Raw genomic sequence first — 19,551 nt, forward strand, 5'->3', positions numbered from 1 at the left:
CGCCACCGGGACCATCGAACCCGCTGTGCAGCGTAGATCGGGAGTACCCGCGGAACATCGAATTACCCCGCGCTTCGCCCCGGAGAAATCCGACCGCAACGCGGTCCATGGGCGAGCCGCATTCCACCTCGCCACATACGCGGCCGGCGCACTTGTGAACCCACATAGCCTGAGCACAGATCGGCCGGTGGTTGTGAGTTCGCCTGGTGGGCGCGGATAGGTCACGCTTATGCTCCGAAGGGCAGCCGAAGAAAGGTGCAGTCCATGAGTGACCGCGGAGCGTAGCGCGCTAACCCGGTCCTTCAGGGCCGGGTTAGCGCATCGACTTCGGCCTACCGGGAGCACGGGGCGGTCGCCGCTGCTGCTCGATGTACTGCCGGATGATCGAGATAGGTGCCCCGCCACACGATGCGGCGAAGTAGCTCGGGGACCAGAGGTGTCCGTTCGTGGAGTGCCGGTTCACCCATTCTCGGTACTGGTCGCGCAGGCGGCGTGCGGAGACGCCTTTGAGGCTGTTCACCAGCTTCGAGATTTGGATGGTCGGAGGGTATTCGATCAGCAGGTGCACGTGGTCGCCCTCCCCGTTGAACTCGACCAGCCGAGAACCGAAGTCGTCGCACACGCTGCGCATCACCTGTTCGCAGGTGGTCAGCATCTCGTCGGTGAGGACTCCGCGCCGATACTTGGTAACAAAGACCAAGTGGACGTGCAGGGCAGAAACAACGGAGCGGCCACGTCTGTATTCAGGCTCAGAAACCATAGACCAATGTTATTCTGTGGGTGTGCAGTTGCGATACCAGTACCGCGTCTATCCGACGCCCGGTCAGCAGGACATGCTGGCCCGGTCGTTCGGGTGTGCGCGGGTGGTGTTCAACGACTGCCTGCGCATCCACCAGGACGCGTATGCGTCCGGGGTGAAGCTGTCGGATACCGCCGTGCAGAAGCAGGCAGTCACCGCAGCGAAGAAGACTCCGGAGCGCGCCTGGTTGGGCGAGGTCGCATCGGTGGTGCTGGTGCAGGCGTGTCAGGACGCGCGGCGGGCGTACCGAAACTGGTTCGACTCGCTCTCCGGGAAACGGAAGGGCCGCAAGGTCGGCGCGCCACGGTTCCGGTCCCGCAGGGACAATCGGCAGACGATCCGGCTGACCCGCAACGGGTTCTCGATTCGCCCGAACGGGAAGCTGTACGTGGCGAAGGTCGGCGAGTTGGAGGTCGCCTGGTCCCGCGATCTGCCCTCGGAACCGTCCTCGGTGACGATCATCAAGGATGCAGCGGGCCGGTACTTCGCGTCGTTCGTGGTCGAGACCACCGACGAACCTCTGCCGCCGGTCGATGCGGAGGTCGGTATCGACCTCGGGTTGGCAACGTTCGCGGTCCTGTCGAACGGCAAGACGATCAGCTCGCCGACGTTCCTGCGCCGTGCAGAACGCAAGCTCCGCAAGGCGCAGCAAGTTCTGTCGCGCAAGGAGAAAGGCAGCAACAACCGGGTCAAGGCACGTATTCGCGTCGCGAAGGCCCACGTCAGAGTGTCCGACGCTCGCAAGGACTGGGCGCACAAGCACTCCACGGCGATCATCCGCGAGAACCAAGCGGTGTTCGTCGAGGATCTGTGCGTCCGGGGGCTGGCGCGGACACGGTTGGCGAAATCGGTCCACGACGCCGGGTGGGGAATGTTCACCCGCATGGTGGAGGAGAAAGCCGCCCGCTACGGGCGCACCTGCGTCAAGGTGGACCGGTTCTATCCGTCGTCGCAGATCTGCTCCCAATGTGGGGTCCAGGGCGGCCCGAAACCGCTCTCGATCCGGGAGTGGGCATGCAAGGCGTGCGGCGCGGTTCACGACCGCGACGTCAACGCCGCGAAGAACATCCACGCCGCAGGACGTGCGGAGTGGCTAAACGCCTGCGGAGGGGCCGTCAGCCTTCCCTCCTAGAGGGAAGCGGGCCCCAATGAAACAGGAACCCACCCAAGCGGCGCGCAGCGGCGCAGAAGGAATCCCGGTCGTTCACGGCCGGGAGGACGTCAAGAGAGCGAGAAGAAGTCGGCTCGGCGTCACCTGATGCGATGCGCGTGGGCACCCAGGTGCTGGTGCGTAGGCAGCCGGAGGCAGCGACAGGCGTAATCGTCGAGGACTACGCCGAACTGACCGACACCGCTGGACGCGGCCACGATTGGGCACCTGTCCATAGGTGGGCGGTCGCCCTTGACGACGGGCGTCTGGTCTTCGCCGACACGAGGGACCTCACGGTCGATATCGGCGCAGCAGACTCCGAATAGGCGGCAGCACCACTGACGAGTGGTCGATAACATTCGCATCGGGGAGCCGGCGCTGCTTCCCCAAGATCATCCCGAACAGCACCGAGCAGTACCTGGTGACATTTGATGAGGTGTCGACGGAGCCGTGACCCCGAACAGCGGCGACCAGGCGTCGCTACGTCCATTCTCGCATCAGCGACCGAGGTCAGCAGGGACGGTAGCGCCGCTCGGTGCGCTAGTGGCACGGTGTCCACGAGGATGTCACTTATGTTGTGGTCCAACGCCATACGACTGCCGGTCGGCCGGTGGCCTGCACGCGGACGCGCTCGTCAGTACGTTCGAGTCCAGGTATCGCCTTGAGCGTGCGATTGAGATTGCCTTGATCGGGCCGGCTGCCGGTGAGGGCAGAGGTGACCGTGACGGCGTGGGTGGCGGGAAATTCTGCGCCGAGGAGGGCCCGGGTGAATGTTGCGTCCCGCCAGAGGAGACTGGTGGCGAGGATGCGGCGTCCTGCCGCGACGATGCGGTCGTGGTCGAAGGCGAGGTTGCCGTGTTCGTCGAAGCCGCGCCACTGCGTCGCGGCGGCCGGGTCCGTGGTGATGTTGTCGGCGGTGATCACGGCCCACATGGCGATGGACAGGGTCGGCCCTCGCGGGTCGCGACTGGGTTCGTCGAACACCTCGAGTTGTCCCACGGCCAGGATCGCGTCGTCCGGGATACCGAGCTTAGTGGTGACGGCGCGACGGGCTGCCATCTCGAGGCGTTCACCGGCGCCGAGAAGGACACCGGGCAGGGCCGTCTGCCCGGTGTACGGCTCCCAGCGGCGGGGCGCGACGCCGTAGCGCAGCGAGCCGGGTTCGGGATTGCCGAACCGGAGAGCGACCACGTCGACGGAGACGGATGACTGTTCCATACGGTGATCATGCGACAGCAGGCTCTCGGACGCGACGAGCGGCCCGACTGGGACCGTCGGAGGTGAGCGCCACCGGTGCGCCGACCAGCGATCCGAGGTGCGCCGCGACGTCTGCTGGATTTGTCGGCAACTCGACTGTGTCGGGCGTGAGTGCGGACAGGACGTCGGTGAGGTGTTGTTGATGCGTGAGGTCCTTCCACGGCCCGAGGGGTAGTAGGGCGCCGACGCTGGGGTACCGGCGTGCGCTACGGATGGGGATGCCGGCCGCTGCGGCACGGGTGACGGCGTCGAGGTGGGTGACGGCGAGAGTGTCCACACCGCCGCATACGGTTGCGGCGTACCGCATCAGTACCTCGTCGAGGTCCCCGATCCGGAAGGTGCCCTGGTAGCTGCCCGTGTCGTTGTGCAGTTCGGGAAGGACCGCACCGAGTGTCGGGTTCTCGGTGGGCATCGGGCCTGTACCGTGCCGGGTGGTGTAGGTGCGGGTGACGCCGAGTATGTGGCTGTCGCGGCCGTGCTCGGCGGAGAGTGTTCGCGCGTTGCTCGGTTCCACGGTGGACCAGGTGGTGTGTGGGTGGAACCCGCGCCACTCGTCGAGTAGCACTCCTTGTGCGCCCTCGTAAACCAGGCGCCCTCCGTCTGCGAGGGCGGCGAGATCACCGTCGTCGGTGATCCGGACCGCGGCGGCGAATTCGGAGTACATCGTGACCATGTCGTCGAGGTCGGGCCATCGGTGCATGCTGGGGGAGACCAGGTGACGGTAGTGGTTGGCCGTCGCGGCGAGTTTGGCGCGCAGAACCGTTGGGTGGTGGCAGTCCCCGACGGTGGGTGCGTCCGGGTGGTCGAGGGCGTAGGCGGCGGTCTCGCCGATGCCCTTGCCGCAGGAGCCGTGCCTGCCGTCGCCGCGGGCGTCCTCGCGGGCGCGGTTGGCGGCGACGTGGATCGGGGTGGTCAGTAGCGCGTGGGCGTCGATGTGCAGTAACTGGAGCGGATTCGGTACACCCAGCGCGGCCAGGGCGCGGGCCTCGGCGGCGAGGGCGATCGGTTCGACGAGGACATGCTTCGACAGCACCGTGGGAACGCCGGAGAAGGTCCCGGACCCGAACTGGGAAAAGGTGTGGTGGCGACCGTCGACGACGACGTTGTGCGCGGCCTGTGCGCCGCCGTTGAACCGGACGACGGCTGCGACGTCGAGGCCGGCGTCCGGTGCGCAGAGCCAGTCGACGGTGGCGCCTTTGCCGGCGTCGCCGAAGCCCAGGTCGACGACGATGATGTCGTGGTCACTGAACACCGTGGTCATGGGATCTCCTGTCGTAGAAGGGGGCGGTCGGGAGGCGGGGCTCGCACCCGAAGCGGGATCGAATGCCTCGCCTCCCGAACGGGTGTCAGGTGAAGGACACGTCGTCGCTGCCGGCCGGATCGATCGGCAGTGGACTCACCGCGACGGGGCCCCGCGCCGCACTGAGGACGGCGAGCGCGTGACCGACGGTGTCCGCTTCGGCGGCGGATCCGACGTCACGCAGGTCCGCCAGACCCTCACCGAGGTCGATACGATCCTCGCCCATGCCGACCGTCAGAGCGATCAGCTCGCACACCGCGCCCGGGTCGTCCAGCTTGAGGAACCGCTCCCCGAGCAGATTCTGCCAGTGCTCCGCGATCTCGGGATCGTGGTAGTACGCCGATTGATTCGGCAGTACGAAGTAGACGTTCCACCGCCGTTCGAGTTCCCGGTACACCGACTCGACGGTGACATCGCGGTCGAGGTCGTCGCCGATCACCGCGCGCACGTGCCGGGCCGACAGTCGGGCCTTGTTCAGCTCGTCGCCGATGATGAACAGGTACCCCTTGTGGCCGCGTTTGTCCCACGCGTCCGTGGCGGTGTGCCGCGCCATGAAATATGCGGCCAGCTCGTAGCTTTCGGACTTCTGCCCGCCGCCGTTGCCTTCGAGGAAGATGGTGCGCAGTTGCTCGTCCATGGCGTTGCCGGACTCGAATTGACCGACCTGCAGGGGCACTCGGTCGGAGTCGGCGTCCCCGATGCCGCCGAAAAGGATCTGCGGGTCGTCGGCATACCCCTTGCGCTGCAGCAGTCCGTGCAGTTTGCCGAGCTTGTCCTGCATGATCCGCGGTACCGCGCCCATCGAACCGGTGACGTCGAAGAGCACGGCGATCGGTAGCGACTCGGGATGCCCGGCCGAATCCCGGCATTCCCGCACGGTCACACCCAGCGGGTCCAGGGTCGGATCGGCCTTCCACTGGTCTCTCGGCCGTGCGTACATCGCGCTGGTGTAGCCGAAGTCGTCGACGCCGCGGGCGGCGCGGAACGTCTTGGCCGCGGTGTAGGTGTCGTCATCCCACTTGCCGTATCCCATGGTGGATCACTGTCCTTTCGTGGTGGGCATGGTGAACGGGCGGAAGCGTCGCCGCCCGTAGAGCGTGTCGAGCAGGTCGTCGAACTCGTCGAGCAGATCGACGGCGTCGGGTCGCAGACCAGGTTGTGGTTGCATGCAGCCGCATGCGAACGCGCGCAGGCGGTCCGGGGCCGTGTCGGCGAGCATGGTCAGCATCAACTGATGGGCCATGTACACATCCCAGGCCGGGGTTACGGGGGCGCCGGTGGAACTTTCCGGTGGATAGTGCTCCCGCAGAGAGGGGATCGTCGCCAGCGGAACCGTGCCTGGGCGGGTGGCGAACGACCATCCGGCCAGTACCACTCCATGCCGCTCAGGGTGAATGAGCACGTTGTCCGCGGTCACCGCGGTGTGCACCCACCCGGCGCGATGCGCGGCGGCAAGAGCCCGCAGCAGACGCCGGTGCATCCACACCCAATCCCGCGGATCGAGCCCGTCCGGGTAGACGGCCCGGACCTCGGCGAGGGTGACGAATCCGGTGGTCAGCGCATCCAGCACGTTCACCTGCCGCCTGGCGCCGGTCACAGGGTCGGCGTGGGTGAGGTGGTCGATCAGTTGCGGGAAGTACATGCGCAGCCAATCATTCCCGCCCTCGGCGGACGCTGCGATCTCAGTGAGTGCGGCCCGTTCCGCGTCGATCAGAGTGTTTGAGGAGACATTGCGGGGAACCTTGATCACCACGCCGGCGCCGCCGGCATCGGTGGCATGGTGCAGGTCGGCGATCGAACCGCGAGCATGCCGCATCTTGAGTCGATAGGAGCCGCGACTGCCGTCCAACACGATCGCCGCGGCCGCGTCCGCGTCCGTGGTAGTCGCAGCCTGCTGCCAGCGGCGGTACAGGTCGGACGCACGTGTGAATGACGCTGCCGCGCGGGCGGCGTACGCGGGGCCAACCCGATCCGGGTGGATCAGAACCGACAGGCGGTGGAACCGCCGACGGGCAGCGCGCTGAGCCGCCGTGTCGTGGGTGATTGGGCCGAACAGGTCGCTCGGCACGATTGCCGCGCCGACGACGTCGAGTGCCTCCGTCATCGTTTCCATGGTTTTAGTCTAGAAGACTAAAACGAGGATTTGCAATCCCCCGCTGCGATCGGTGCAAAGCAATGTCGATCGGCGCCACCTATGTCGGCGGAACCCACGAGTGCGTCGCCGCGATCCCCGCCCACTCCTGGAGACAGACGTTCCTGGTCGGTGTGAACGACCGGTCACCTGTGACAGCGACATCATCAGTGCGCTACCGCAGGTCATTGATGGTGCATTGACGACCGGTCGTAGGTCGATGCGAATACGGTGCGCGGTCTTCGCGACTACATCGAGGATGGCAGGATCAGGTCATCGAGATCGGAACCTCGATGTGAGGGTCCGGATCGAGATCTAGGGAGTATCGGCATGGCTCAGGGCATTGTGAAGTGGTTCAACGGTGAAAAGGGCTTCGGTTTCATCGCACCCGACGACGGAACTCCGGACGTCTTCGTGCACTACTCGGAAATCTCGGGCAGCGGTTTCAAGTCGCTCGACGAGAACCAGCGCGTCGAGTTCGAGGTCGGCCAGGGCCAGAAGGGCCCGCAGGCCACGAACGTACGCACTGTCTAACCAGTGCAACCCGGGGACCGCATCCACTGGGTGCGGTCCCCATTTTCTTATCGCCGGATCTGTCCCGCGGGTAGACCCTCAACAAGGGGGTCCGCGACCCCCCCTGCGCCGGCAGATTGAAGGTATGGGTCAGGATCACCAGGGGCGACGGACTTAGGTGGAGAGTTGAGCCATCGGTACTTCTGCCACGCCGATGAGAGCTGAGTAGGGCAGTGCCCCGCCCGACGGTTCGTTCGTTGGCGGTCATGGTGTCGTCGGTACGGACTATGGGCCCGTGTCCGGCATCGGTCAGTGGATTGGTTGCGGCTCAGCTCGCGATGTTACGTATGCGAGGACGTCGTCGAGGATTCCGAGAGCCTGTTTGGCTTCCTCGATTGTGACGGTCATCGGTGGTGTCACGCGGAGGACGTTGCCGGACAATCCGCCCTTGCCGATGAGCAGTCCCCGTTCGCGGCATTGCGTGAGAATGGTGTTCGTTGCGGCGACTGCGGGTTTCTTGGTTCCGTTTTCGACGAGTTCGACTCCGAGCATGAGTCCGGCGCCTCTCACGTCTCCTATCAGTGGGTGGCGGGTTGCCAGTTCCTGCAGCCCGGTTGACAGTAGGTGGCCGACGTCGGCGGCATTGGCTTGCAGGTCGTGCGACTCGATGAAGTCAAGTACGGCGTTTCCCGCCGCCATGGCGATCGGGTTGCCGCCGGCGGTCGAGATCGAGTTCGCGGTCAGGCAGTTCATCAGTTCGTTTTCGGCGACGACACCGCCGATGCTGAGCCCGTTCGCGAGCCCCTTGGCGAAGGTGATCGCTTGGGGGCGAACTCCGTAGTGTTCGATTCCGAAGTAGGAGCGTCCGGTTCGGCCCCACCCGGATTGGACCTCGTCCGAGACGAAGGGGATGTCGTAGGCGTCGAGAACCTCTTTCATCGCGAGGAAGAACCCGTCGGGTGGGGTCGCGAATCCGCCCGCGCCTTGGATAGGTTCGGCGAGATAGCAGGCGATATTGCCGGAGGTGGAGGTCTCGATCATGGTCTGCAGTTCGTCGCGGCATGCGGTGTTGAAGGCGTCGTCGTCGAGGTGCCCGAATGGGCTGCGGTATTTGTATCCGCTGTGAGCGTAGGTGACTTGCAGGGGGCTCAGTGAGGTTGCGGACCAGCCGCGGATTCCCGTGGTGGCAACGGTTCCGAAGGATCTGCCGTGGTAGCTGCCTCTGAGAGCGATCACCTGATTCGACTGCCGGGCAGTGGTTGTCAGGAGTAGTGCCGTTTCCACTGCTTCCGAGCCTGAGTTGACGAAGAAGACGCGGGGATTGTCGACGGGGGCGCGGGCCGCGATTTTCTCGGCGAGCTCGACTTGTGAGCGGATCAGGTACAGGGTGCTCGAGTGCAGTAGCTGGCCTGCCTGGCGGCGCAGGGCTTCGGTGATTTCGGGTATGTCGTGCCCAATCATTGTTGCAAGGAGTCCGCCGAAGAAGTCGAGGTACGTTCTGCCGTCTCCTCCTGTGACGTGGCGACCGGATCCCGAGACCAGCTCGAGGGGGTTGTCCTCGTAGTAGGTCGCCAGCCAGTCGGGCATCACGGCGCGGTGTCGCTGGTGGAGTGATACGTCGTTCACGGAACTCTCTTCTCTCCTCGGAGTCGGCGGATCGGCTGGACGCTACGCGGTGATTGGCAGCACGGGCAGTGTTCGTACCGGAACTTTCTACTATTTGAAAATCGAGTCTGGTCGGGCGTGGTTTGGAGTCGGCCGGCGAAACCGGATTTGGCGGGAATGGGCGCTCTACCTGCCGGTAGCTGAGCGGGTCGGGGTGCAATTCCCTTTCGCTCGGCGTGAAATTTCATATAGTGACACGGCGGCAGCTGAACTGTTGCCCTCCACTACCGCGGCGTTCATCGTGTGTTCACCGACCGCACAGGGACGTGGTCCGGAAACTGAGGAGGTGCCGATGAGCGCGACGATCGAGACAGATTCTCGACGCGAGCAGGTGCAGGACCGCATCACGCGTGGTCGTGAGCAGATGCTCGAGTTCGTGTCGGAGGCGGTCCAGCACGCCAGTGTCAGCGGCGAGGAAGATCGCATCCACGACTTCCTCATCGCCTGGCTCGATCGTCACGGGTGGACCCACGAGTCGCAGCCACTGAGCGAGCTCGCCGCCTACCACCGGGCGAATGAGCCCAACGTCGATCGAAGGGCCAATATCATCGCGTGGCCACGGCCTCCTCGCGAAGGGATGCCCTCGGTGGTCCTGAACGGGCACATCGATGTGGTGCCGGCTGGAGATCACGCGGCGTGGACCGATGCACCTTTCTCCGGTGTGCGCAGAGACGGCCGCATCTACGGCAGAGGTGCGGTGGATACGAAGGGGCCAATCGCCGCGGCTCTGTACGCGGTGGACGCACTCAGCGAACTTGCGGATTCCCTGCCATTCGACCTCGCCGTCCAACTGGTGTGCGCGGAGGAAACCACCGGGGTGGGGACTCGCGCAGTGTTCTCCCGGGTCCCGGAACCGCTCGCCGCTATCGTGCTCGAGCCGACGAATGGAGCTGTTGCACCGATCGGGACCGGGCTGTTGTTCTTCGAGCTCGAGGTGGAGGGTCGTTCGGCGCACACCTCGGCGCCGTGGCGCGGTGCCGATGCCTTCCTGCACCTCATGCGCGTCCATGAGGCGATGACCGGGCTCGCTGACGAGCGCGGTGCCCGGTTCGGTGAGCAGTACCGCACGTACTTCGGTGACATCCCCACCCCGGTGCCGTTCGTCGTCGGCACCGTGTCCGCGGGAACTTGGCGGGCGGCGGTTCCGGATTCGGCGCGGATGGCAGGCCGGTGGGGTACCGCACCGGGGGAGGACCTCGGTGCGCTCCGAGATGATCTGGAGGCGCTGATCGCGCGGGTTGATGGCGATGCGAGCTGGGGTCAGCACCCCACCCGCATTCACTGGCAGCATGCGCTTCCGGGATGGGAGACCACGGCGGGCCATCCTCTCGTGGCTGCCGCCGAACGCGCGATCGCCCGGGCGACGGGATCACCGAAGGTCACCGGTCTGACGGCCGGTACTGACGCTGCCCAGTACGGGCCCAAAGGGATACCGACAATCATCTACGGGCCGGGGGACACAGCGCTTGCGCACAGTCCCGACGAGTTCATTGACGAGGACGCGGTCGAACTCGGATCCCGGGTGATCGCCGATATGCTCCTCGATTTCGCCGGGAGTATGCAATGACCGAGCCCCAGTCCGGTGGCACCACCCTCCGGACGCTGACCCGCGGCCTCGAGGTGCTCGAGACGATCGCCGCTGCCGATGGCACAATGACCGCTAAGGCGATCGCGCGAACCCTGGATCTGAACCTGGGCACCTGCTACCACATCCTCAAGACGCTGCAGCAGGACGAATTCGTCATCCGTCTACGCAATGGCGCGTACGTCGTGGGCGCTCGCGCCGCCCGACTGAGCAAGACCGTCAACCTGCACACCCGGCCCGAGCCTGCGCTGTCGGCGCTACTTGTCGGGCTCAATCAAAAGACCCGGGAGACGGTCTACATTTCCGGCTGGTACCACGGGGTTGTCACGCTCCAGGAATGGATCGCGGGAAGTCATATCCTCAGTGTCGGTAATCTCGACGTCGGTTACTCCGGGAACCTGCACACCCGGGCGTCGTGCAAGGCGATCCTTGCGCATCTGCCCTCCGCACGCGTCGAAGCGATGCTCCCGCCGGAGTCATTCGTCCCGGTGACCCCGAACAGCATCACCGACTTCGACGCCTTCGCCCAAGAACTGGTGACGGTGAAGAAGAACGGATTCGCCGTCGACAACGAAGAATTCGAGATCGGCGTCTCCTGCATCGCCGCACCATTCTTCGACGAGGATCGCAACCCGGTCGGGGCCTTCGCCGTCTCGGCACCCACGTCGCGGTTCGCGAAGGAAATGCACGTTCTCGCCATCCACGTCCGCGACGCGGCAGACCGCGCAACCGCGTACCTGCGCACCGAAGCTACCGGCGCGACCGTCACACCGCTCGACAACCACCGACTCGCCTGACCCCAGTAACAGCCCTTCACCCGACCCGTCGACGACGCGTCGGTACCGAGGCCTACCTGTATGAACACACGGAGGATCCCATGACTGAACCGCTACTCGCGCACTACCGCGAGATGTACCGAATCCGGGTGCTGGAAAACGAGATTCTCCGGCTCCGCAAGATCGAAGAGGTCGTCGGTTCGGTGCACCTGTGCAACGGCCAGGAAGCGATCTACGTCGGCGCCGCGGCAGGGTTGGACCTCTCTCGCGACGCGGTATTTCCCACCTACCGCGGCCACGGTTGGGCACTGGCGCTCGGCGCCACCATGCACTCGATCCTCGCGGAGCTTCTCGGCCGCAGCACGGGCACCAATGGCGGACGGGGTGGGTCGGCCTACTTCTCGACCCCCGACACCGCGATGTATGGGGAGAATTCCATCGTCGGCGCGGGAGCCCCGATCGCCGCGGGTGCGGCGCTCGCCGCCACGTTCGACGGATCCGGCCGAGTGGCCGTCGCGGCCTTCGGCGACGGTGCCCTCAACCAAGGAGCGGTGCATGAGGCAATGAATTTCGCTGCGGTCCAGCAACTTCCCATCATTTTCCTCGTCGAGAACAACCACTATTCGGAGATGACACCGATTGTTGACATGGTGAAGAACCCGGTGCTGTTCAAGCGGGCCGCGGCGTACGGAATTACGGGTGCGCGGATCGACGGCAACGACCCAATCGTGATGCGGGACGCCGTGTCGAAAGCCACCGAGCATGCCCGTGCAGGGAAAGGGCCCGTCCTGCTCGAGGCCATGACACACCGCATCGTCGGCCATTACATCGGTGACGCCCAGCAATACCGGCCGGCCGGGGAGATCGACGACATCGAGTCGGACGAACCACTCGCGCGGGCCTCCCGAACCCTCCTCCAGGAGAGCGGTGTCACCCAAACCGAGCTCGACGCACTCGTTGCGGATGTCAACGACGAAGTCCGCGCGGCTTCCCTCGCCGCGCTCGCGGACCCGGTCGCAGATCCCACTACCGTATTGGAGCACCTCTATGCCTGACACCAAGAACCTCAGCTACGCCGGCGCCGTGAACGAAGCCCTTCGCCGCATCCTCGACGACGACCCAAAGGCACTGGTCTTCGGAGAAGATGTCGCCGCTCCCGGCGGCGTCTTCGGAGTCACGAAAGGCCTGCAGAAGACTTTCGGTAGGCGCGTATTCGACACTCCGATCTCCGAATCGGCCATTCTCGGCGGCGCGGTCGGATCCGCACTATTCGGAATGCGCCCCATCGTCGAAATCATGTGGGCAGACTTCACCCTCGTCGCCTTCGATCAACTCGTGAACCAGGCCGCCAACGTCCGCTACGTGTCACAGGGAGCGCTCACCGCCCCGATCACGGTCCGCATGCAGCAGGGGAGCGCGCCCGGCGCCTGCGCGCAGCACTCCCAGAGCCTCGAAGCCCTGTTCGCCCACATTCCCGGACTGCAGGTGTGTATGCCCGCAACCCACCAGGATGCGTACGACCTGCTGCTCACCGCGGCCGCATCGCCGGACCCGACCATCGTCATCGAAAACCGCACCCTCTACCACCGGGACAAGCAACCGGTAACCCTTGGCGGACCCGTAGCACCTCTCGGTGACGCGGTCGTCCGCAGAGCGGGCACCGCTCTGACCGCCGTGACCTGGGGCGCCATGCAATTCCAGGTGCTCGAAGCTGCCGACGCCCTCGCATCCCGCGGAATCGACATCGAGGTGATCGACGCCCGCTGGCTTCGCCCCCTGGATATGGGGCACATCCTGTCCTCGGTTGCGCGCACCCGACGGCTCGCTGTCATCCACGAGGCGCACACCATCGGAGGAGTCGGCGCCGAAATCGTCGCGGCGGTCGCGGCCGCCGGAATCGAGCTCGACCAGCCGCCACTGCGGATCGGCACACCCGATGCCCGCATCCCCGCCGCACCCAGTCTCGCGCAGGCGCTGATCCCCAACGCAGACCGCATCATCCGCGAGATCGACAGCGCATTCGCAGCACATGCCGCGAAGGTATCGCTATGAACGCGAACCGACCCCGCGGCGCAATGGCTATGCCGGTGTTCGCGCCCCTGTTCTCACCCGGAACGGAATCGGTCACCGTCCGCTGGCTGACCGCCGTCTACCCGACCACCGAGGACATCGCCGCCGCGGTTCTGCCACGGCCATTGAGCCCGGCCGCCTCGCCCGAGGTGCTGATCTGGGTCGCCGAATTCATCGGCGCTTCCTTCACCGCCGGCGACGGCACCGTCGAGACCAGACCCGCCTACATGCAGGCCGGAATCAACCTCCGCTGCCGACACGGCGATACCGAGGGCGCCTACGCCATCGGAACCTACGTCGAGGGACTCAACCACGGCATTCTCGGGCGCGAGCTCTTCGGCCTGCCCAAGAAGCAATCCCGCAACGTCCACCTGCACGACCACGGTAGGCAGCTCGACTTCGCCGTCAGCAATGCCGCCGGCGCCACCTTGATCAACGGTACGGTCGACCACGCCGCGACACCTCCGGCAGAAGAGCGCACCCCTGCGATCGTGCCGGACTGGTTCACCACCCAGTTCACCGCAAAGATCATTCCCAGCGCGGACGGCGCCGGCTTCGATATCAGCCGACTGGTCCGCATCCCGTTCGCCTTCACCGTCACCGGCCCCCTTCGCCAGGGCGAAGCGTCCCTCGAATTCACAGAATCCGGCAGCGACCCGCTGCACATCCTCGCCGTCAAAGGCTCCGTGCGCACCACGTACGGGCACGCGCGACTCGACATCGACTACGGCACCTACCTCGACCACCTCGACCCTGCCGACCTTCCCACCTTCGGTGCACCGCACTGGTGAACCCCGCCCTCACCGTCAAGGAAAACTCATGTCTGAGAACACCCTCAGTTCGGCTCCCCCCACCGAACACACCGAAGGCCTGACACCCGAACGCCGCAAGGCCGTCATCGCCGCGTGTATCGGCAACTTCTTGGAATGGTACGAATTCGTCCTCTACGGCTACTTCGCCTCCATTTTCGCGGTGCTCTTCTTCGAGGACAGCGACCCGGCAGTGGCGATGATGATGACCTTCCTGGTCTTCGGAATCAGCTTCGTCGTACGCCCACTCGGCGGAGTGCTCTTCGGCTACATCGGCGACCGCTACGGCCGCAAGATCACCCTCTCGACCATCATCTTGACGATCTCGTGCGCGACCGCACTGATGGCGGTCGTCCCGTCCTACGCCAGCATCGGCATCGCCGCACCGCTGCTCATTCTCCTGCTCCGCTGCCTGCAAGGCCTCTCCGCAGGAGGCGAATGGATGGGCGCCGCAGCCTATGTCGTCGAATCCGCACCACCGAATCGGCGAGCATTCTATGGCAGCTGGCAAACGATCACCATCACGCTGGGCATGTTCACCGCCGCCGCATCATCGCTGATCCTCACCGCTGTTCTCAGTGCCGACGATCTGCAATCCTGGGGCTGGCGGATCCCATTCCTGCTGGCATTCCCCCTGGGCATGATCGGTCTCTACATGCGACTCAAGCTGGAAGAGACCGAGGAATTCACCGCGGTCGCCGCGTCCGGCGAGCGCGAGAAGTCCCCACTGATCAGTGCGATTAAGGAAAACTGGAGGTCGATCCTGCTCGTGTGCGGGCTGGTGTGCTCCCCGACGATGTGCACGTACGTCCTGCTGGTCTTCGGACCGACCTTTTTCACCACGGATCTGGGCATGAGCACCGCCTCCGCCCGTGCGGCCGGACTCACCGCCATGTTGATCCTCGTCGTCCTTGTGGTGTTCTTCGCCCGCCTCTGCGACCGCATCGGCCGCCGGCCGTTCGTGCTCTGGGGCGCAGTATGGGTCGTCGTCGCCGCGCCCATCGGATTCCTGCTCATCCACCAGCGCAGCTACCTCGCCGTCGTCGCCGGCATCGCATTGATCCTCGTCGGGGACGCGATGATGCTCGCCCCGCAACCGGCACTGTTCTCGGAACTGTTCCCCACCTCCCGCCGCTACAGCGGCCTCGCCATCGGCTACAACCTCGGCGTCGTCCTGTTCGGTGGCCTCGGCCCGCTCGCCGCGACCGCCCTCATCACCTACTCCGGGTCGACCTATGCGCCCGCCTGGTATGTGAGTTTCGGGGCAGCGATCAGCCTAATCGCAGCCCTGCTCACCCGGGAGACGCTCGGTGTGTCGCTGCGCACGGGACTCCGCGACACCCCGGTGGTACCCGCATGATCGCCGTGATCCACACGAAGAGCCCGGGCCCGGCAGGTGTCGCGGTCGTCGACGACGCCCCCGAACCGGAATCGCCCGGCGAGAACGATGCCGTCCTCACCCTGAGCGCCGCAGGCCTCAACCGGCACGAATTGTTCCTGGTGAACAACCGCACCGGTGCCGAACCCCCACTGATCCTGGGCGCCGACGGCGTCGGCACCGTGACCCAGGTCGGGTCACCCGCCCACGCAGCACTCGTCGGAACCGCCGTCCTCATCGACCCCTGCATCGGCTGGCCCGACGACGCGCAGCTGCCGGAGGTGCCCGAGATCCTCGGCGGTCCCAGGCCCGGCACCTTTGCTCAACGAATCACAGTACCGCTGAATAACATTCACCGAGTTCCTCCGCACCTCACGTGCCGCGAGGCCGCCGCCCTCGGCCTGTCCGCATCGACCGCCTACCGGGCCTTGTTCACGCGCGGCGGACTCCAACCGGGCGAGCACGTGGTGATCACTGGGATCAGCGGTGGCGTCGGACCACTGGCATTGGCGTTCGCCGTGGCCGCCGGCGCCGAAGTCACCGTCATCACCCGGCGGCACGACAGCGCCGACCGCGCCCGTCAGCTCGGCGCCGCACACGCGATCGTCGGCGCCGACGACTTCGAGGCGGCACTCACTCGCCGGGCGGATCTTGTCGTGGATAGCGTGGGAGGATCCGTCTTCGGGTCAGCCGTACGCGCCCTCCGGCCCGGCGGACGAGTCGTCACGTTCGGGGCAACGACCGGCGCCGACGTTCCGATCTCCCTCCGGGACCTGTTCTTCCGCCAGATCGACATCCGTGGAACCTCGATGGGAAACGCACACGACTTCCGGGCGATGCTCGAGTTCGTCGAACACCACAAGATTCGCCCCGTCATCGACACTGTCTACCCGCTCGCCGCGGCACCGGAGGTGTTCGCCGCCATGGACACAGCCCCCGGCTTCGGCAAGACCGTCTTCGACATCGAAGGAACATCGCGATCATGACATACCTCAATCCAGCGGCACTTGCACCGCCCATGGGCAAGTTCAGCCACGCCACCATCGTCCCCGCCGGCCACAGCATTGCATTCGTATCCGGTCAGATCGGTGTCGACCACGACGGAGCACTCGTCGGCGACAACGCGTTCGATCAGGCCCGCCAGGCGTTCTCGAACCTCGATGTCATCATCCGGGAGCTGGGCGCCACACCGTCCGACATCGTCAAGATGCTCACCCTCGTTGTCGGAGCGGATGGATTCGGTGAATTCGCTCGGGCCCGCGACGACGTCTTCGCGCATTGGTTCCCCGACGGCGTCTACCCGGCGCATTCGGCGGCGACCGTGTCGGCACTGGCCGCCCCGGGGCTGCTGGTGGAAATCGAAGCCGTCGTCGCGGTCCCGCAATGACCCCCGAACAGTTCCGCGGCCTCTTCCCCGCGCTCGGTCGGTGGGCGTGGCTCGACACCCCCGGCGCACCGCCCGGTGCCGCACCCGTCACGGAGGTACTTCGCTCCACCCTCGACGACTGGGCGACCGGACTGTTCGCCTGGTCGGACTGGGACCACGCCGCAGACCTTGCCCGCACCGAGTTCGCGGCCTACGCAGCGGTACCACCGTCGCACGTCAGTAGCCTCGGATCGTTGTCCGAGGCGTTCACCACCGTGCTGTCCGGTGTCCACCAGGGCAACATCGTCGTCGCTGCCGACGAATTCCGCAGCGTCCTCTTCCCCGCGATGGCACGGGGACGTGCAGACGGCGTCGAAGTTCGGGTGGTCGAACGGACACCCGGGCGATCTCGCACCGAAGACCTGCTCGCGGCAATCGACCGATCCACGGCGCTCGTCGCGGCCAGCGAGGTCATCACCCTCGACGGCGAACGCGTGGACATCGAGCAGCTTGCTGATGCCGCACACGCCATCGGTGCGCAGTTCTTCGCGAATCTCACCCAGACGATGGGTGTCCTCCGGACGGACCTCTCGAAGCTGGGCGCCGACTTCACCGCCGTTCACGGCTACAAGTGGATGCTCTGCCCACGGGGAACAACATGGCTCGTCGGCGACCCCACCGGCAACTGGAACCCCGAGCCGTTAGCGCCGAGCTGGAAAACCACGGGGCCACCCGAGCACTACTTCGGCGGCCGCTACCAGGAAGCGCAGGACGCCACCCGCTGGAACACCTCACCCGCTTGGTTCTCCTGGATCGGGGCCCGCGCTGCCCTGGAACTCCTGACCCAGCTGCCGGCCCGCGATGTCGCAGACCACTGTCTGCACCTCGCCGATCGCTTCACCGCGGAAGCCACCGATCTGGGCTTTCGCTCACGCAACAACGGACACCGATCGCACATTGTCACCATCGATCCGCCCGCGGGCATCACACTTCAACCGGCGTCGCTCACCGCGCAGCATGTGAAAGCCACACTCAGCGACGGCGGATTCCGTGCCGGATTCCACTACTTCAACAACATCGACGACGTCGATGCGGCTCTACAGGTACTGCGCAGCAGCATTGCCGGCCAAGGACAGGGGTAGGAGAGGTGAATACGTACACCGTCGCGTTGGTGACCGGTGCCGGCTCGGGGATCGGAGCGGCAGCGACCCGGCGGCTTCTCGACGATGGCTGCCAGGTGGTGGCCCTCGATCGCGATGAAGAAGCCCTCCGTGCCCTCTGGAACGACGAACCCGCGGTGCTTCTCACCCCTCTGGATATCACCGACGAGGCACAGGTAGAGAAATGCTTCGAGGGCCTTGCATCCCGTGGTGCGAGCCCCTCCAAGGTGGTTAACGCCGCAGGCATCTATCGAAGTGGGTCCGTCGAGACGACCGGTACCGATGACGTCGATTTACTGTGGCAAGTCAACGTTCGTGGAACCTACCTCGTCACCGCCCACGCAACCAGATACATGACGAGCGGAGCCATAGTGAATATATCCTCCACCGCAGCGTTCCTTGCCACCGAAACGAACTGGGCCTACGGGACCACCAAAGGCGCGGTCAACTCCCTCACCTCGGGACTGGCCGTCTCCCTCGCACCGCGCAACATCCGGGTCAACGCTGTCGCGCCAGGACCGATCTCCACCCCCATGGCCGACGTCGCCACCCGCGACCCCGCATACGCCGAGCGGATGCACGATCGGGTCGCCCTGCCTACGAGGGGGACACCTGAGGACGTCGCCGAGGCTGCCGCGTTCCTCCTGTCCGACCGGGCGCGCTGGATCACGGGACAGACGCTGGTCGTCGACGGCGGTCTGACGGTAGTGCGATGACGACGAGAGTTGCGCTCGTCACCGGGGCGGCCCGAGGGATCGGCCGGCACATCGCGTGCACCCTCGCCCGCGACGGATACGCGGTAGCCGTGGTCGACATCAACTTCGACGGATACCGGGAGTTCCGCGACGAGAACGAACACGGATCGGTCCTCGACGAACTGCACGACCTGAATGCCGACGTCCTGGCTGTCGAAGCGGACACCACCGATGCCGCAGCACTGCAAGAGTGCACCTCGGCCATCATCGACCGATGGGGCGAACTGAATGCCCTCGTGTGCAACGCCGGGGGCGGGACCGGGCCCCTAGACGGGAATCGCGCCTCCGCAATAGATCTCGATGACCTCGACATCGTTCTGCGGAGAAATCTGATCGGAACAATCGCTACCGTCACCGCCGCACTGCCCGCGCTTACCCTTGGCAGCGACGGATCCATCATCACCATGTCCTCGCTGAACGGTGTCGAACCCACATCCGACGGCAGCTATGCTCACTACGGAATTGCGAAAGCGGCCGTAGCGCACTACACCCGATATCTCGCAAAGGACCTGGCACCCCGCGGCATACGCGCGAACTGTGTGGCCCCGGGAATCATTGCAACCGGCCGGCTGACGCAGCGGATGCGCGAAGCCCCCCAGGCGAATGCCGACCTGAAATCGCAGCTGACCCGCGTCGGGTCACCCAACGACATTGCAGGACTGGTCTGCTACCTCGCCTCACCTGAGTCCGTCTACATGACCGGTCAGGTACTCCGAATCGACGGGGGAGTGTGAACCAGACTTCGACGACCGAAGCGAAGCGGTGTGGATCAGACCCGTCGAGTAACTGGGATACAGGGACCGGATTCGCGTAGGTGCGTGCGTTACGGAACGGGCG

Annotated in this window: 20 protein-coding genes; 14 read left to right on the forward strand and 6 right to left on the reverse strand. The window is 65.5% G+C overall.

Translation table 11 applies throughout. From position 1 onward, the window contains the following. Window positions 1–313: 313 nt before the first annotated feature. Entirely contained in the window at window positions 314–760 is a 447-nt protein-coding gene (tnpA, locus tag OYT95_RS39760; protein ID WP_268793053.1) for an IS200/IS605 family transposase, read from the reverse strand. Between the two features lie 22 nt (window positions 761–782). Here tnpA and OYT95_RS39765 point away from each other — a divergent pair, with 22 nt between their 5' ends. Both OYT95_RS39765 and OYT95_RS39770 read left to right on the forward strand, forming a co-directional pair. Continuing rightward, window positions 783–1,931, forward strand: a complete 1,149-nt coding sequence (locus OYT95_RS39765) for an RNA-guided endonuclease InsQ/TnpB family protein (protein WP_268793054.1) — start codon at window positions 783–785, stop codon at window positions 1,929–1,931. Between the two features lie 131 nt (window positions 1,932–2,062). Beyond that, on the forward strand, window positions 2,063–2,275 hold the full coding sequence (locus OYT95_RS39770) for a hypothetical protein (protein WP_268793055.1): 213 nt from the start codon (window positions 2,063–2,065) through the stop codon (window positions 2,273–2,275). 244 nt (window positions 2,276–2,519) lie between these two features. Here OYT95_RS39770 and OYT95_RS39775 read toward each other — a convergent pair whose 3' ends face one another. The 4 genes from OYT95_RS39775 to OYT95_RS39790 form a co-directional block, all read right to left on the reverse strand. Then, entirely contained in the window at window positions 2,520–3,167 is a 648-nt protein-coding gene (locus OYT95_RS39775; RefSeq protein WP_206016702.1) for an NUDIX hydrolase, read from the reverse strand. A gap of 7 nt (window positions 3,168–3,174) precedes the next feature. Then, complete coding sequence (locus OYT95_RS39780; RefSeq protein ID WP_268793056.1) at window positions 3,175–4,467, reverse strand: adenylosuccinate synthetase; 1,293 nt, start codon at window positions 4,465–4,467, stop codon at window positions 3,175–3,177. Between the two features lie 85 nt (window positions 4,468–4,552). Continuing rightward, the gene (locus tag OYT95_RS39785) at window positions 4,553–5,539 is read right to left on the reverse strand and encodes a hypothetical protein (protein ID WP_268793057.1); all 987 of its coding nucleotides are present in this window, start codon (window positions 5,537–5,539) and stop codon (window positions 4,553–4,555) included. Between the two features lie 6 nt (window positions 5,540–5,545). Continuing rightward, entirely contained in the window at window positions 5,546–6,610 is a 1,065-nt protein-coding gene (locus OYT95_RS39790; protein WP_268793277.1) for a hypothetical protein, read from the reverse strand. A gap of 357 nt (window positions 6,611–6,967) precedes the next feature. On the opposite strand from OYT95_RS39790, the gene OYT95_RS39795 reads away from it, so the two are divergent. Next, window positions 6,968–7,171: a cold-shock protein gene (locus tag OYT95_RS39795; RefSeq protein WP_037227806.1), complete on the forward strand. Its 204-nt coding sequence runs from the start codon at window positions 6,968–6,970 to the stop codon at window positions 7,169–7,171. A gap of 288 nt (window positions 7,172–7,459) precedes the next feature. On the opposite strand, the gene OYT95_RS39800 is transcribed toward OYT95_RS39795, so the two are convergent. Continuing rightward, window positions 7,460–8,776 carry an aspartate aminotransferase family protein gene (locus tag OYT95_RS39800; protein ID WP_268793058.1) on the reverse strand — a complete coding sequence of 439 codons (1,317 nt, stop codon included), beginning with the start codon at window positions 8,774–8,776 and terminating at the stop codon, window positions 7,460–7,462. A gap of 331 nt (window positions 8,777–9,107) precedes the next feature. On the opposite strand from OYT95_RS39800, the gene OYT95_RS39805 reads away from it, so the two are divergent. From OYT95_RS39805 to OYT95_RS39855, 11 genes are all read left to right on the forward strand, one after another. Continuing rightward, window positions 9,108–10,382, forward strand: coding sequence for a M20 family metallopeptidase (locus OYT95_RS39805; protein ID WP_268793059.1), 1,275 nt, complete (start codon window positions 9,108–9,110; stop codon window positions 10,380–10,382). After that, on the forward strand, window positions 10,379–11,197 hold the full coding sequence (locus OYT95_RS39810; protein ID WP_268793060.1) for an IclR family transcriptional regulator: 819 nt from the start codon (window positions 10,379–10,381) through the stop codon (window positions 11,195–11,197). Before OYT95_RS39805 ends, OYT95_RS39810 begins: the two co-directional genes overlap by 4 nt. An 80-nt stretch (window positions 11,198–11,277) precedes the next feature. Beyond that, the gene (locus tag OYT95_RS39815; RefSeq protein ID WP_268793061.1) at window positions 11,278–12,231 is read left to right on the forward strand and encodes a thiamine pyrophosphate-dependent dehydrogenase E1 component subunit alpha; all 954 of its coding nucleotides are present in this window, start codon (window positions 11,278–11,280) and stop codon (window positions 12,229–12,231) included. After that, window positions 12,224–13,228: an alpha-ketoacid dehydrogenase subunit beta gene (locus OYT95_RS39820; protein ID WP_268793062.1), complete on the forward strand. Its 1,005-nt coding sequence runs from the start codon at window positions 12,224–12,226 to the stop codon at window positions 13,226–13,228. The genes OYT95_RS39815 and OYT95_RS39820 overlap by 8 nt, the downstream gene beginning before the upstream one ends. Next, window positions 13,225–14,037 (forward strand): acetoacetate decarboxylase family protein, encoded by an 813-nt coding sequence (locus tag OYT95_RS39825; RefSeq protein WP_268793063.1) that lies wholly within the window; start codon window positions 13,225–13,227, stop codon window positions 14,035–14,037. Before OYT95_RS39820 ends, OYT95_RS39825 begins: the two co-directional genes overlap by 4 nt. A 28-nt stretch (window positions 14,038–14,065) precedes the next feature. Continuing rightward, complete coding sequence (locus OYT95_RS39830) at window positions 14,066–15,415, forward strand: MFS transporter (RefSeq protein WP_128642737.1); 1,350 nt, start codon at window positions 14,066–14,068, stop codon at window positions 15,413–15,415. Continuing rightward, window positions 15,412–16,419 carry a quinone oxidoreductase family protein gene (locus OYT95_RS39835; protein WP_268793064.1) on the forward strand — a complete coding sequence of 336 codons (1,008 nt, stop codon included), beginning with the start codon at window positions 15,412–15,414 and terminating at the stop codon, window positions 16,417–16,419. Before OYT95_RS39830 ends, OYT95_RS39835 begins: the two co-directional genes overlap by 4 nt. Beyond that, the gene (locus tag OYT95_RS39840) at window positions 16,416–16,820 is read left to right on the forward strand and encodes a RidA family protein (RefSeq protein ID WP_268793065.1); all 405 of its coding nucleotides are present in this window, start codon (window positions 16,416–16,418) and stop codon (window positions 16,818–16,820) included. Before OYT95_RS39835 ends, OYT95_RS39840 begins: the two co-directional genes overlap by 4 nt. Continuing rightward, window positions 16,817–17,941, forward strand: coding sequence for an aminotransferase class V-fold PLP-dependent enzyme (locus tag OYT95_RS39845; protein ID WP_268793066.1), 1,125 nt, complete (start codon window positions 16,817–16,819; stop codon window positions 17,939–17,941). The genes OYT95_RS39840 and OYT95_RS39845 overlap by 4 nt, the downstream gene beginning before the upstream one ends. 29 nt (window positions 17,942–17,970) lie before the next feature. Further along, window positions 17,971–18,675 (forward strand): SDR family NAD(P)-dependent oxidoreductase, encoded by a 705-nt coding sequence (locus tag OYT95_RS39850; protein ID WP_268793067.1) that lies wholly within the window; start codon window positions 17,971–17,973, stop codon window positions 18,673–18,675. Continuing rightward, window positions 18,672–19,448 (forward strand): SDR family NAD(P)-dependent oxidoreductase, encoded by a 777-nt coding sequence (locus OYT95_RS39855; RefSeq protein ID WP_268793068.1) that lies wholly within the window; start codon window positions 18,672–18,674, stop codon window positions 19,446–19,448. The genes OYT95_RS39850 and OYT95_RS39855 overlap by 4 nt, the downstream gene beginning before the upstream one ends. Window positions 19,449–19,551: the final 103 nt, after the last annotated feature.

Origin of the sequence: Rhodococcus sp. JS3073, from assembly GCF_026810085.1 — a bacterium.
GTDB lineage: Bacteria > Actinomycetota > Actinomycetes > Mycobacteriales > Mycobacteriaceae > Rhodococcus_F > Rhodococcus_F wratislaviensis.

What these genes read in the sequence shown, in the direction of transcription:
- tnpA (WP_268793053.1), bottom strand. Translation starts at nt 760, where the DNA reads ATGGTTTCTGAGCCTGAATACAGACGTGGCCGCTCCGTTGTTTCTGCC.
- OYT95_RS39770 (WP_268793055.1), top strand. Translation starts at nt 2,063, where the DNA reads ATGCGCGTGGGCACCCAGGTGCTGGTGCGTAGGCAGCCGGAGGCAGCG.
- OYT95_RS39775 (WP_206016702.1), bottom strand. Translation starts at nt 3,167, where the DNA reads ATGGAACAGTCATCCGTCTCCGTCGACGTGGTCGCTCTCCGGTTCGGC.
- OYT95_RS39780 (WP_268793056.1), bottom strand. Translation starts at nt 4,467, where the DNA reads ATGACCACGGTGTTCAGTGACCACGACATCATCGTCGTCGACCTGGGC.
- OYT95_RS39785 (WP_268793057.1), bottom strand. Translation starts at nt 5,539, where the DNA reads ATGGGATACGGCAAGTGGGATGACGACACCTACACCGCGGCCAAGACG.
- OYT95_RS39790 (WP_268793277.1), bottom strand. Translation starts at nt 6,610, where the DNA reads ATGACGGAGGCACTCGACGTCGTCGGCGCGGCAATCGTGCCGAGCGAC.
- OYT95_RS39795 (WP_037227806.1), top strand. Translation starts at nt 6,968, where the DNA reads ATGGCTCAGGGCATTGTGAAGTGGTTCAACGGTGAAAAGGGCTTCGGT.
- OYT95_RS39805 (WP_268793059.1), top strand. Translation starts at nt 9,108, where the DNA reads ATGAGCGCGACGATCGAGACAGATTCTCGACGCGAGCAGGTGCAGGAC.
- OYT95_RS39810 (WP_268793060.1), top strand. Translation starts at nt 10,379, where the DNA reads ATGACCGAGCCCCAGTCCGGTGGCACCACCCTCCGGACGCTGACCCGC.
- OYT95_RS39815 (WP_268793061.1), top strand. Translation starts at nt 11,278, where the DNA reads ATGACTGAACCGCTACTCGCGCACTACCGCGAGATGTACCGAATCCGG.
- OYT95_RS39820 (WP_268793062.1), top strand. Translation starts at nt 12,224, where the DNA reads ATGCCTGACACCAAGAACCTCAGCTACGCCGGCGCCGTGAACGAAGCC.
- OYT95_RS39825 (WP_268793063.1), top strand. Translation starts at nt 13,225, where the DNA reads ATGAACGCGAACCGACCCCGCGGCGCAATGGCTATGCCGGTGTTCGCG.
- OYT95_RS39830 (WP_128642737.1), top strand. Translation starts at nt 14,066, where the DNA reads ATGTCTGAGAACACCCTCAGTTCGGCTCCCCCCACCGAACACACCGAA.
- OYT95_RS39835 (WP_268793064.1), top strand. Translation starts at nt 15,412, where the DNA reads ATGATCGCCGTGATCCACACGAAGAGCCCGGGCCCGGCAGGTGTCGCG.
- OYT95_RS39840 (WP_268793065.1), top strand. Translation starts at nt 16,416, where the DNA reads ATGACATACCTCAATCCAGCGGCACTTGCACCGCCCATGGGCAAGTTC.
- OYT95_RS39845 (WP_268793066.1), top strand. Translation starts at nt 16,817, where the DNA reads ATGACCCCCGAACAGTTCCGCGGCCTCTTCCCCGCGCTCGGTCGGTGG.
- OYT95_RS39855 (WP_268793068.1), top strand. Translation starts at nt 18,672, where the DNA reads ATGACGACGAGAGTTGCGCTCGTCACCGGGGCGGCCCGAGGGATCGGC.